Annotated in this window: 15 protein-coding genes, 2 pseudogenes and 1 CRISPR repeat array; of the genes and pseudogenes, 7 read left to right on the plus strand and 10 right to left on the minus strand. The window is 51.2% G+C overall.

Features of this window, described 5'->3' with window-relative positions; genetic code table 11:
* Positions 1-230 (plus strand): hypothetical protein (locus tag AB7E65_RS09560; protein WP_428745778.1); only part of this gene is annotated, 230 nt, incomplete at its 5' end.
* 38 nt (positions 231-268) lie between these two features.
* Here the strand turns inward: AB7E65_RS09560 and AB7E65_RS09565 are convergent.
* From AB7E65_RS09565 to AB7E65_RS09580, 4 genes are all read right to left on the minus strand, one after another.
* Positions 269-547, minus strand: coding sequence for a type II toxin-antitoxin system RelE/ParE family toxin (locus tag AB7E65_RS09565; RefSeq protein ID WP_428745764.1), 279 nt, complete (start codon positions 545-547; stop codon positions 269-271).
* Positions 544-828 carry a type II toxin-antitoxin system RelB/DinJ family antitoxin gene (locus AB7E65_RS09570; RefSeq protein ID WP_428745765.1) on the minus strand — a complete coding sequence of 95 codons (285 nt, stop codon included), beginning with the start codon at positions 826-828 and terminating at the stop codon, positions 544-546. Before AB7E65_RS09570 ends, AB7E65_RS09565 begins: the two co-directional genes overlap by 4 nt.
* Positions 829-1,208: 380 nt before the next feature.
* A complete protein-coding gene (locus tag AB7E65_RS09575) occupies positions 1,209-1,364 on the minus strand; it encodes a hypothetical protein (RefSeq protein WP_428745766.1) in 156 nt (51 codons plus the stop codon).
* A 14-nt stretch (positions 1,365-1,378) separates the two neighbouring features.
* On the minus strand, positions 1,379-1,744 hold the full coding sequence (locus AB7E65_RS09580) for a recombinase family protein (RefSeq protein WP_428745767.1): 366 nt from the start codon (positions 1,742-1,744) through the stop codon (positions 1,379-1,381).
* Between the two features lie 151 nt (positions 1,745-1,895).
* Here AB7E65_RS09580 and AB7E65_RS09585 point away from each other — a divergent pair, with 151 nt between their 5' ends.
* The 6 genes and pseudogenes from AB7E65_RS09585 (at position 1,896) to AB7E65_RS09610 (ending at position 5,183) form a co-directional block, all read left to right on the plus strand.
* Entirely contained in the window at positions 1,896-2,135 is a 240-nt protein-coding gene (locus AB7E65_RS09585; protein ID WP_428745768.1) for a type II toxin-antitoxin system ParD family antitoxin, read from the plus strand.
* Positions 2,135-2,428: a type II toxin-antitoxin system RelE/ParE family toxin gene (locus AB7E65_RS09590; RefSeq protein ID WP_428745769.1), complete on the plus strand. Its 294-nt coding sequence runs from the start codon at positions 2,135-2,137 to the stop codon at positions 2,426-2,428. Before AB7E65_RS09585 ends, AB7E65_RS09590 begins: the two co-directional genes overlap by 1 nt.
* A 987-nt stretch (positions 2,429-3,415) precedes the next feature.
* Positions 3,416-4,084 (plus strand): annotated as a pseudogene (locus AB7E65_RS09595) (transposase); the annotation flags it as partial.
* Between the two features lie 7 nt (positions 4,085-4,091).
* Positions 4,092-4,277, plus strand: coding sequence for a conjugative transfer protein MobI(A/C) (gene mobI / locus AB7E65_RS09600; RefSeq protein ID WP_428745776.1), 186 nt, complete (start codon positions 4,092-4,094; stop codon positions 4,275-4,277).
* Between the two features lie 280 nt (positions 4,278-4,557).
* Positions 4,558-4,824, plus strand: a pseudogene (locus tag AB7E65_RS09605) (transposase).
* A 143-nt stretch (positions 4,825-4,967) separates the two neighbouring features.
* A complete protein-coding gene (locus tag AB7E65_RS09610; protein ID WP_428745777.1) occupies positions 4,968-5,183 on the plus strand; it encodes an IS3 family transposase in 216 nt (71 codons plus the stop codon).
* Here the strand turns inward: AB7E65_RS09610 and AB7E65_RS09615 are convergent.
* The 6 genes from AB7E65_RS09615 to cas1 form a co-directional block, all read right to left on the minus strand.
* Positions 5,095-5,700 carry an HD domain-containing protein gene (locus AB7E65_RS09615; RefSeq protein WP_428745770.1) on the minus strand — a complete coding sequence of 202 codons (606 nt, stop codon included), beginning with the start codon at positions 5,698-5,700 and terminating at the stop codon, positions 5,095-5,097. The genes AB7E65_RS09610 and AB7E65_RS09615 overlap by 89 nt on opposite strands.
* Positions 5,693-6,865: a Card1-like endonuclease domain-containing protein gene (locus AB7E65_RS09620; RefSeq protein WP_428745771.1), complete on the minus strand. Its 1,173-nt coding sequence runs from the start codon at positions 6,863-6,865 to the stop codon at positions 5,693-5,695. The genes AB7E65_RS09615 and AB7E65_RS09620 overlap by 8 nt, the downstream gene beginning before the upstream one ends.
* Positions 6,862-8,178: a TIGR02710 family CRISPR-associated CARF protein gene (locus AB7E65_RS09625; RefSeq protein ID WP_428745772.1), complete on the minus strand. Its 1,317-nt coding sequence runs from the start codon at positions 8,176-8,178 to the stop codon at positions 6,862-6,864. The genes AB7E65_RS09620 and AB7E65_RS09625 overlap by 4 nt, the downstream gene beginning before the upstream one ends.
* A gap of 89 nt (positions 8,179-8,267) precedes the next feature.
* A complete protein-coding gene (gene cas2 / locus AB7E65_RS09630; protein WP_428745773.1) occupies positions 8,268-8,549 on the minus strand; it encodes a CRISPR-associated endonuclease Cas2 in 282 nt (93 codons plus the stop codon).
* On the minus strand, positions 8,549-8,824 hold the full coding sequence (gene cas2, locus AB7E65_RS09635) for a CRISPR-associated endonuclease Cas2 (protein WP_428745774.1): 276 nt from the start codon (positions 8,822-8,824) through the stop codon (positions 8,549-8,551). Before cas2 (AB7E65_RS09635) ends, cas2 (AB7E65_RS09630) begins: the two co-directional genes overlap by 1 nt.
* 13 nt (positions 8,825-8,837) lie before the next feature.
* A complete protein-coding gene (gene cas1, locus AB7E65_RS09640; RefSeq protein WP_428745775.1) occupies positions 8,838-9,998 on the minus strand; it encodes a CRISPR-associated endonuclease Cas1 in 1,161 nt (386 codons plus the stop codon).
* Positions 9,999-10,121: 123 nt separating this feature from the next.
* Positions 10,122-10,679: a CRISPR direct-repeat array (repeat unit 35 nt; unit sequence GTCGTAATCCCTTCGTAATTCAGGTCTCTTCGTTC).
* Positions 10,680-10,745 lie beyond the last annotated feature (66 nt).

Consider the following 10,745-nt stretch of genomic DNA (forward strand, 5'->3'; position numbering starts at 1 on the left):
AGGTTGCAGCTTGGGAAGATCACCGCAACAGCAGCACGAAAAAAATTAACTGGCAATTTACAACGGCCGACGCCCGAATCAAACTGACGCGGCTTTATCCGAAGTTACAACTGTTACAAGGTACTAGATCTGAGAAACCGGAGTGTCCGGACAGCGGTTTTTTCGTTCTCAAATTTTTGACTGCCTCTTTTTGGGAAAGCTTACGGATGCGGCATATAGATGTGGAGTGAAACGTATAATTAGATGTTAGTTGCAAAAATGATTTCAGTTACTCAATAGGGAACTTTTGTTTTTGGTGAAGGACTCGCAGAATGCGAATCGTGGATCCGTCAACAAAATAAGATACGATCATTGAAACTTCAGGAATAATGAGCAATCTGCCTCGAATTCCATCTCGTTGAACGCCCATTAGAGGTTGTTCAATTAAGTTTTCAACTTTGGCTTCAATGATTTCATCTGTTTTTTCAGCAGCATCTGGGTTGAAGACGTAAAGAAACTCGAAAATTTTCTCACGATCATTTAAGGATTCTTCTTCCCAAAAAATCATTGGCGACCCCGATTGCAAACCTTGGCTTTACGTTCAGCCATTTGTGTTTTTGCAGAGTCATTGTCGACGAACACAGCCTTGCCGGAATCAAGTTTGTCGAACGCAAGATTTACTTGTTCGGTAAGCCAAGTATTATGAGACAAGGCCTTGCGTTGTTGCTCGGCAAGCTGCTCGGTTAGTTCACGGCAAGCGTCGCTAAGGGTGCGACCTTGGCTTTCAGCCATTTGCTGGGCTAAGCGTTTTGTTTCATCGTCAACACGAAATTGAATTCTAGTATCCATAGGTTGCTCCCGCAATTGGTGTGTACACAAATGTTAGCACTGGAGCCACTGAAGGGCAACTAGAAATTTAATCAACCAGACGGAAAATACGTCTGCGTTAAATTGAAAAGCAAAACCAAATTGCGGTGGTCGGCAAGCAGTTCGTCGCCGCCATTTGCAATTGCTATGAGTACGAGTGGGAGACAACCCCCCCCCCCGAAAGTTTAGGTATAGAGACCCCTGTTTTCTTGGACACTGACTTGGGGTAATGTCCCTCTGTCCACCGCTTGAAAATTTGTGCGCGGGGATACTACTCCGAAAAATCCATTATCCCAAATGGGACTCCTTTCGGGACACGAAACGCCCACGATGACCATGTCGTGGGCGTTTCTGATAATGCTCTATTTTTTCAGACAGTTTGTGAACGGTTTTTCCGAATACAGCCGATAGACCGATGACCGTCTGATGCCATAATGTTCGGCAATTTCCTGCTTGGTCAGCTTCGGCTTGGCGCCAAATTTTACACCACGGGCGATCGCCTTGATGCGGCCTTCCATTGACCGTTCCTTGATCAGCTCGCGCTCGAATCGAACTCGCAGATCGCAGCAAGAATGTTGAACTGAAGCCGACCATACATGGTTGTGGTATCGCTGCCTTGGTCCAAAACCACCAAGTCGACGTTTTTGCCTTCGAGCTTCTGAACAATCCCTGCCAGGTCGACCCCCGATCTCACAAGGCGGTCAAGCTTGGTGACAACGAAAACATCTTCATCCCGGACAAAATCAAGAGCCTTTTGCAGCTCTGGTCGGCCCTTCGCTGAGGCGGCCGATGCCTTCTCATGGTAAATGCGGTCGCAGTCAGCCAGACGGTCCAGTTGTTGAAGACCCAGTTTTTGCCCTGGTGAACTCATCCTTGCGTACCCGACTCTCATTCCCATGACTGCCTCCTTTTTCGCTTCGGGTTAAAATTCCGCTGCGGTGGCGGTGGTCATGAAAGTGAATTTTGGATGATAGGCTTTCCCGGGATACTAGAAAAATACCAATAAATATTATAAAATGGTGTTAAATTCGAAAATAAAGGAGGTCAGTATGGGCAAAAACACCAGCGTCACCTTGGGCGAGCACTACGAGAAATTCATTTCCCAGGCGGTCGAGGATGGGCGTTATGGCTCGACGAGCGAAGCGATTCGCGCTGGATTACGTCTGCTAGAAGAGCGTGAAACCAAGCTGGAGATTTTACGGCGGGCCTTGATTCAGGGCGAACAGAGTGGTTCAGAGGCCTATTCCCTGGATGCTTTAAACCGCGAACTGGACAAGGAAATCGGTTGATGCCGATGTTCTCGCTCACCAAGCAGGCGCTCGACGATCTTCGCGACATCGGTCGTTATACTCAGGCTCGCTGGGGGCGGGAGCAGCGACGAGCTTACCTTTCTCTGCTTGATGGTTACTTTCGCGCCTTGGCTGAAAACCCGAGCCAAGGCCAAAGATGTGACGAGATTCGGCTTGGCTATCGCAAGTTTCTCGCCAGCCGGCATGTCATTTATTATCGCGTGCAGGCTTCCGACGCCATCGAGATTGTCCGCGTGCTGCACGAAAGAATGGATGTGGAAACCCATCTTTAACCTTCCGCCGCATGACTTCCCGCCCGATCTCTTCTGAAATTCAATTTCCCTTCAGCCAGAGGTGGTGAGAACAAAGACGACTGCTTAAGCGCCTCAGCCATTCACAACTCCTTTCCATTTTCAGCAGGATCTAAATTGTCGTCATGAGTACCCTACCTAGGCGTGGCGACAAACGCTGTCGCTTACGGCCAGGCAAGCAACACCCTCTCAATGGATCAGCATCAGGTTTGTAGCCAATATCGATTTTTCAATCCATTTTTCATCCTCCCTAACTGCAGTAAAAATTAGTAGGGCCCATCTGGGCCCTCGCTTTTGAGACGGGAATGGGAATCTGTTGACGAGGGCCCATTTGGGCCTTCTACAGGGCCCAAATGGGCCCTAACGCCGTCGAAACCTGGAATTCAGTGAAAAGCAAGTTTACCCTCGAAAAAGGTCTTTTTAGGGCCTTTTTCGAGGGTAAAAAGGTAAATCAGGGCGAGTATGATATTTCACACATCAATTTAAGAGGTATTCCGACACAAAGACAAACGACAAACTTAATTTGAGAAAAAATCAAAAAATGGCCGTGGGAAAAAACTCCCTACTATTCTGGAACTAATAAGTCATAAACAGGAATGAAAGTGTTATGCAAATCGGTTTGGGAAAAGCTTTGCTGAAGAAATAATAAGCAAAATATTCCTATTGTTATGGGGAAATAAAATTTAAAAGAAAGGTAGGTGAATAAGTACGACAAACTTAATTTGGTAATTTAGAAGATTTTGGAATTTAAGAAATTATATCCTTAAAATTATGGGAAAAAAGGTAAAAATGGAAAAGTACTGTTTTGTTATAGACAAAAGAATTTGGGAAAAGATTCTTTGGTTCATTCGTAAAAAAGTTGAAACGCTATAATAGGCTGCCTTCTGCCTGATAAAGAAGTGCATCGGGTTTAACCACTCTGGTAAGGTTTTGTTTGCCGACAAAAACCAATCCGGAAGGAGAAACCCGATGCAGAAAAAGACTATCACGAAACTGCTCGACTTGCCCAATTTTGAGGTGGCCGAAGTGCTTGATTATCATGATGACAGCCTTCATCTTTACATCGACTTGGTCGACCCTGTCGGGCCGGTTTGTTCTGCCTGCGGAGACGTGCACCACTTACCCGCCCACAGTGTCGGCTGGATCCGTGTGGAAGACCTGCCGTTGTGTGGCAAGCGAACGTTTCTCTATGTGCCCAAGCGTAAGGTCCGCTGTCCCGTTGACGGCAGAATCCGCGTCGAGCAGCTTGACCAGTTACGCGGCCGCTTCACCCGTCGTTTTGCTGCACAGGTCTATCGCCTGACTTCCATCACCACCAACGCCGAAGCGGGCTGGTTCTTAAACCTCGACGACGAAGTCGTTTACCGCATTGATCGTAGTATGCTGGAAGAGTTGGCCAGGGAAAAGCTGTCTCCGGTACCTGCTCCCGCCCACATCAGTGTCGACGAAGTCGCCTGGCAGAAATGGCACAAGTACGTCACCAACGTCATCGATATCGATCAGCGCAAAGTCATCTGGAACCATGACGGCCGTGGCAAACAGACCATGGACGCCTTTTTCACCGCACTCGGCGAGGAGAAGTCAGCCGCGGTCGAGGCGGCGGCTTGTGACGGGGCCCGAGGGTATCTGTCCTCAATCAGGCAGCATGCAAAGCTCCTTGAGGAAACACTGCAGGGATTGGGAGGTAGAAAGGGTTCTCGAATTCGAAAGGGAGTTCGCTATGATCAGGACAGACTTTGCGGGATTGAGCAAAGCACGTTCAAGCCTGAAAACATCGGCACGTCAGATCGCAAGGCTTCAGGTCGATATGCAGGAAAGGGCCGGAGGATAAAAATGGCTGGGAAAATGGATGGGGTCCTGTTGGACGAGGCAGAAACAGTTCAAACTCCTGACGGAACTTTCACACTGGGATCGACGGGTATTGATTCTCGGATTAGTCTGCACGCATTTTTCTGATTATCTTGATACGACTTGCTGATTATTGTAAACAACCCCGTCCTTTGGGCGGGGTTGTTTACTTATCAGATCAGTTCATGTGACATTACCCCTCCAAACTGAGCCATTGCAAAGTTAGTGATTTCGGTCTATTCATCCTCAGTCAGGAGATAGACATGAAATCGAAACGGTTTACCGAAGAGCAAATCATCGGCATTTTGAAGCAGGCACAATCCGGCATGAAGATCGTTGCCCTATGTCGCCTACACGGCATCAGCGATGCCACCTTTTAAAACTGGCGCTCCAAGTATGGCGGCATGGAAGTCTCCGAGGCCAAGCGCCTGAAGAACCTTGAAGCGGAGAACCGTAAACTCAAGCAGATGCTGGCCGAGACCATGCTTGAGAACCAGGCGATCAAGGACGTTCTTTCAAAAAAGTGGTAACGCCTGCCTCTCGTCGCAAGGTGGTGCTTTTTCTTCAGGAGCATTACCCATTAAGCGAACGACGGGCCTGCAAGATTGCCAGGCTGTCCCGGAGCAGTTGCCGGTACCAGGCGTAGCCCACGAATGATACGGAGATCCGAGCTCTGCTGAGACAGCTTGCAGAGCAGCGGCGCAAGTTCGGTGCACCCCGCCTGCATGTTCTGCTGCGGCGCGATGGCTTCTTGATCAACCACAAGCGCACTGAGCGCCTGTACCGTGAGGAAGGGTTATTCATTGGCGACTTTGAATATGCGCGTCCAGTATCCGATCCAAATAGGTCTCCTTATTGCTCCCAAGACTGGCCCGTGCATCCGCTCTGACCAGGTCGACCAGAAGGCCGAAAAGCGGATGTTGACAAAACCTTTGCTGGCGGCGGGTCAGCTTTCTGCCCTTGATCTGCCAACCAAGGCAGAACATGTGATGCCGGACCAGCCAGAAAACGTCTTCGGCGATGTCACTTCGCCCTGAGCGTTCAAGAAATTCTTTGGCCATCTCTGCGCCCAGGACATCATGCCCCGGGGAACGCAAAGTCCCATTTTGCTCGTTCGTCGTGGCGGGTTTGCCAATGTCGTGGAGCAATGCCGCCCAGACCAAACGTTCATCACAATTGGCCGGGAGCGCTTCCAATGTCAGGCGGGTATGGGTGAGGACATCCCCTTCGGCGTGGTAGTCGCTTCGTTGGCCAACGCCCTCAAGTTCTGCGACTTCCGGAAGGATGTCAGCCAATTCTTTACGTTTATTTTCATCGGAGAGCAGATCAATCAGCCAAGCCTTGAAACGGTCCGGATCACAAGCGGCCTTCCGAGAAAACTGCTCGATATTCTCTACTTCACCCATTGCGGCCGACTCCGATCCAGTCGCGCAGTCGTTCTTCCAGATTACGCAGATCAGCGCCTTCCACCACCTCAATGCCGTTTTCACGGCAACGCGTACGATCGATGGACTTAAGATTTTGATAACTCACCAGCATGGCCCGCCCCAGGGTGCCGCCCATCAGATCACGCAGATTATCAAGTTTATATGCGACACCGTCTGCGCGGCTCTCGCGCCCCTCTTTTTCACCGAGGCGCCCGGTTTTTGCTTCAATCAGATGGAGCCTGTTACCGGCAGTGAAGGCAAGATCGATCTCATTGCGCAAGCCGCTTTGCGTCTCAACTTGCACGTTGCATTGGTGGTCGTGGATGATCTTTTCGCCTTTGAGGCGGTTGAAGAGTTTAACCAGATGTTCTTCGAGCCAGCCGCCATTGGCGAAGAACAGCGCGTCCTCATCGGCAAACTTCAGCCACGCCCCTTCGCGCTCAAGGATTTCAGCCTGCTCGAAAAGGTCTGCAAGCTCCATAAGTATAGAAAAACTTAAATGTCTGTCTTCCAATTTGCCGCTGAGCCTTTTTTGTTCTTTGGCTGCTCCAGCGCAGGCATTAAGGATGGTCAGCGCCGGTGCAAACCGTTTAGCTCCTGCGATAATACGCTCTGCCAATTCCTGTCTTTTTACTGCAACCTGACAGCACCCGGTCTGACGAATCCGGTAACCGTAAGCGCTCAGGTAGGATTTGACCCGGATGATTTCAGGCAGCGGCGCAATGGCACTTTGCGGCAAAACGGATATAATCTTACCATTGAGAGTGTCGACATAAAACGCATCGCACCCCATCTCCCGGAACACGTCATAGGCCCCCATGGCCATGATTTTGGTGCCCCCAGTTGCATTAAGGACCACCCGCCGGCCATCGAGGCTGCTGAGCACACCCAGCACGGTTTCCCGAATCCGGTCGATGTCATAGGGGGCGATAGCGATCTCCTCGGTCTGGCAGCCCAGATCTGAAAAACTTTTTGCCAGCATTGCTGCACGCATCTTCATGGCGGGCGACACCAGCAGAACCACAAGCTCGGGCGGATCCGGGGCCGCCATCACCGGAATCAAGTTGGGGAGCGGCTGGTCAGAGACAAGACATAGATGAACCTGGTAGGCCGGAAAATGCTCTGATCTGCACTCCTCGCTCACAACCCCTCTCCATGAAAATCCAACACCGGAAAACGCGGCAGATCTTCAATTCTGAGGTCTAAAAATTCCAGCGCAATTCCGAGCAGCATCTGGTAGGTTTCCTTGCGTACCGGCTGAAATCCGTGTGCCAAAAGAGAGTTGTTGCGAATCGTCAGCACCTTGTGCAACTCAGCCTCTCTGCGCTGATAGCTTTCGCCAAGAGGGTCATTCAATGCCCGAAGCAGAGCGAAACTTTTATGCAAGGGAACCTGAATTTTTCCATCTTCCCGAGGGTTGGTGCATTCACCGAGTTCAACGCGGATGCTCTGCGGCACCGCTTCCAGGTCCAGATCCGAATTGTCCAGGTCATGAACCACTTTCAACTGCCGCTTGGCCATTTTTTCGATGGCACTGTACAAACGGGCTACCGCATCGTCGAATTTATACTCCATCTCGGCCCGGCGCACGGCATTGGCCACCAGGTCAAGAACAAGATATGGAGGCCGATCAGCCAATTCTCTGGGTTTGAGATCCTTTTTGCCGGGGTTGCTTTTAGTCAGCGAGCCAGCTTCCGCCTGGATGTTTTCTATCAGATCGAGATTTTTAGATACGTCCTGTTGAAACTGTTTAACGCCGGCCTGGGGGCTGCCTGAAGCGTACCCTCGAAGGAGGCTCGCCCCGCGCTTGAGCTGATCCAGGGCCTGCTTATAGTGAAAATTATCCCAGGAATAATACCCTTCTGAGATGTGTTGCAGCGCTTCAAAAAACGGGCGATGCCGCTCAGTGCGTCTGGAGTTTTCGGCCGCGAGATCACGCACCGCCAGAAAGCGGCAGCGGTTAAACAACAGCTCAGCATCCCGACAGGCCCCGATGGCCAGTACATCCCAGGGGTTTTCAAGATAGAGGGCCTTTTCCTGGCCGTCGATCACTACCCCGAGGCCATCCTTGGTGCGACCCGCGCCTCCCACATAGCTGAACCGTCCACCCTTTTCCGCCAGAACCAGAACCAGAGCGGCCGACATGGTCTTGGTTCCACCGGTGTAGTCGCCAAGCAGATCATGGAAAGAGAGATCCCAAAGTTCGAGCAGCCGGGAGAGTTCACGCAACAGCTCCGCTACCGAGCACTCCAGGTCTTCTTCGTTCGGAGTGGTGATGATGTCATGGTCGCGTGGGCGAAATTCAAGAGCCGGCTCAATTTCATTGCGAACCATTCTGCGCGAAGCCCGCGAGGTGAAATAGATCACATAGTCAGGGCAGATTTGGTTGAGACTGTATATCACAGGCTGGGGCGAACCGCCGACGGAAGCGATCATGACCCGGGGCGTCTGATCCATAATTTAAAAAACTCCTTTAACTGGGGATTAGCGATAACCTGCGGCAAACTGCACTCAAAACAGGTGACTGACGTAGATGGAACCGGTGATCACACAACAATAAATTCATCGCCTGTCTGCGAAGGTCCCGAGCCGACTCCCAGGCTGAACCAGACCTCCGAGCAGGGAGCGCAGCAGGGGAAATATTTCACCCCGTCTTCGCAGGGGTCCATCACCGCCTCGACCCGCTGGCGCATACATGCAAATCCCGGCGGAGAAACATCGATCTCGAAGATCGAGCGCTGCACACGCAGCCCGTAATCCTTCATGATCTTGGCAATCTTGTTCAGACGTCGCGGATTGGCAATATCATAGGCCACCAGCATGTTCATCACACCACCACATAGTCTAGGGAAACGACCTTGAGCCCCAGCCCCGACACAGCCACCTTGCGTTGGCAGCGAGCACAGAGGCGATAAATGCGAAACGAATCCGTCTCAGGGTCCACATATTGGCGGGCCAGCGCTTTCACCCGATCAAACCCGGCCGAATCAAGCTCACATTCGAAAACCGATTTCTGCGTATTGAGCCCGAATTCCTTTAGTGCCTTGTGAAGCCTGCCCCGGCGTCGGTTCGAAGAGATATCGTAGGCAATCACAGCCAGCATGACGAAAAACTCCTTATCGCAACAGGAACGAATGATACTGGGCAGCTTCTCCTTCGATCAACCGGCGGTACTGCCGGGCTTGAAATACCATGGCATCGCCATAGCTCATCCGGGAGGACGCAACGGGATGAAAGAACTCAGTATTGAGTTTTTTTTCAAAGGCAATGATCACCTTTTTAAAAGCGGGCGGTTGCAGCCGAACCGCGCCCTTGCCCTGGCGCCCTTCAGCTTCGTCCACGGTCGTTTCCATCTGCTGATCAGGCAGGTCAAAAAAATCGTCAGCCTCACTCTCGGTGCTGCTCATGGCTCCAAGAACGTCCTGAGCGACCGCGTCCAGATTGTCTTTCTGCGGCTTTGGCAAAGGGAGTTCAGGCGGCTCGTACACATAAAAATCCTGCTCCTTGAGAACTCTCAGATTGAAAAGAGCCAGCGCCACTGCATCGGCAAAAGGAGCGCGAAACTCTTCAACCAGATCAAGCGGCAGCGACTGTCTTCCATACTCAAGGCTGTGGAGCACACCGGGGTAAGGATCAAGCCCCGCTATTCTGACGGCCGCCACCATACGGTTGATCAAAAACGTGTACAGCAGCGACAGCACCGAATTCACCGGATCGGTGGGGGGTCTTCGCACCCTCTTTCTGAAACCAAAATCGTCATCGAGTCCGTACCGCATGCCGTTGAAATATAACGCACTGGCCTGTCCTTCAACCCCTCGGAGCTGATCGAGGGTCTGAACCGCATCGAGTCTCTCCAGCATACCGCGGATTGCCTTGCAGGGGCCGTCAATGCTTTGCGTTTTTCGCGTCCGCTTGATGCGCTGCAGCAGAGTCACCATGTTGAGCAGTTTCCCGCGCACAATGCTGCGGGCCGTTTTCAGGCAGAAAATTACATCGCCGGTCAACGCGAATTGCCGCCGGCGCAAAAAAACATTCTTGGGCTCCTGAATCGCCAACCGCCCCCGATAGCGTCCGTCTTTTCTCAGAAATACCGTGTCGATCCCCTCTCTTAGTAACAATGACAGCGCAGGCGGAGTCACGGTGACGTTACCGCAGATAATCAACTGCTCGAGCTTGTGAATAAAAAGTGTGTGATAGATATCCTCCTTGTACTTGACCAGAAGATGCCGCCCCTCCCTGACGACACGAGCCCCTTGGGTTGTAACGTAGACAATCATCGCAGTCGCTCCTTTCTTTTGGTCATCTTATTTTGGCCATCTTAGATTCAGAAGACACAAAGTTGCGAGAACTGCAATGTTGCAACCGGCGTGATTCATCTGGTAAGCCTGTTTGAGATCATAGGGATAATCCCTTCGTAATTCAGGTCTCTTCGTTCGCTCCGGTCATTAGGGGATAAGTATCTCCAAGATCAAGGGTCGTAATCCCTTCGTAATTCAGGTCTCTTCGTTCTACTATGGGTGTTGACAAAGAAGCGGCTGAAAAGATGGTTGTCGTAATCCCTTCGTAATTCAGGTCTCTTCGTTCACTAGACTCAGGGGAGAGCCAGTGCTTGTCTGTCATAGGGGTCGTAATCCCTTCGTAATTCAGGTCTCTTCGTTCTGGCCCGTGCGCCGGTGATACGCCCACTAGGGAAGGGCGTCGTAATCCCTTCGTAATTCAGGTCTCTTCGTTCGACAACGGTTATCGAGGTGAACGGCGGCGGCGTGGTTGTCGTTGTCGTAATCCCTTCGTAATTCAGGTCTCTTCGTTCTGGTACAGCCTGGGCCTGTTATGTAGACGGCGACAAAGGGTCGTAATCCCTTCGTAATTCAGGTCTCTTCGTTCTGTGAACAAGATGGATGAGCAACCTTGTTGTGTTATCTAGTCGTAATCCCTTCGTAATTCAGGTCTCTTCGTTCCTGGGCATTAACCCTCCGGATAATTCATGAAAAGGAGTTGTCATGGTCGTAATCCCTTCGTAATTC

The organism is Syntrophotalea sp., assembly GCF_050253115.1.
GTDB classification, from domain to species: domain Bacteria; phylum Desulfobacterota; class Desulfuromonadia; order Desulfuromonadales; family Syntrophotaleaceae; genus Syntrophotalea; species Syntrophotalea acetylenica.

Excerpts from the sequence above, each read along its gene's own strand:
- cas2 (WP_428745773.1), bottom strand. The coding sequence starts at position 8,549 with ATGAACATGCTGGTGGCCTATGATATTGCCAATCCGCGACGTCTGAAC.
- AB7E65_RS09575 (WP_428745766.1), bottom strand. The coding sequence starts at position 1,364 with ATGGAAGGCCGCATCAAGGCGATCGCCCGTGGTGTAAAATTTGGCGCC.
- AB7E65_RS09590 (WP_428745769.1), top strand. The coding sequence starts at position 2,135 with ATGCCGATGTTCTCGCTCACCAAGCAGGCGCTCGACGATCTTCGCGAC.
- mobI (WP_428745776.1), top strand. The coding sequence starts at position 4,092 with ATGCAAAGCTCCTTGAGGAAACACTGCAGGGATTGGGAGGTAGAAAGG.
- AB7E65_RS09625 (WP_428745772.1), bottom strand. The coding sequence starts at position 8,178 with ATGGATCAGACGCCCCGGGTCATGATCGCTTCCGTCGGCGGTTCGCCC.
- AB7E65_RS09570 (WP_428745765.1), bottom strand. The coding sequence starts at position 828 with ATGGATACTAGAATTCAATTTCGTGTTGACGATGAAACAAAACGCTTA.
- AB7E65_RS09585 (WP_428745768.1), top strand. The coding sequence starts at position 1,896 with ATGGGCAAAAACACCAGCGTCACCTTGGGCGAGCACTACGAGAAATTC.
- AB7E65_RS09615 (WP_428745770.1), bottom strand. The coding sequence starts at position 5,700 with ATGGGTGAAGTAGAGAATATCGAGCAGTTTTCTCGGAAGGCCGCTTGT.
- cas1 (WP_428745775.1), bottom strand. The coding sequence starts at position 9,998 with ATGATTGTCTACGTTACAACCCAAGGGGCTCGTGTCGTCAGGGAGGGG.
- AB7E65_RS09565 (WP_428745764.1), bottom strand. The coding sequence starts at position 547 with ATGATTTTTTGGGAAGAAGAATCCTTAAATGATCGTGAGAAAATTTTC.
- cas2 (WP_428745774.1), bottom strand. The coding sequence starts at position 8,824 with ATGCTGGCTGTGATTGCCTACGATATCTCTTCGAACCGACGCCGGGGC.
- AB7E65_RS09580 (WP_428745767.1), bottom strand. The coding sequence starts at position 1,744 with ATGGGAATGAGAGTCGGGTACGCAAGGATGAGTTCACCAGGGCAAAAA.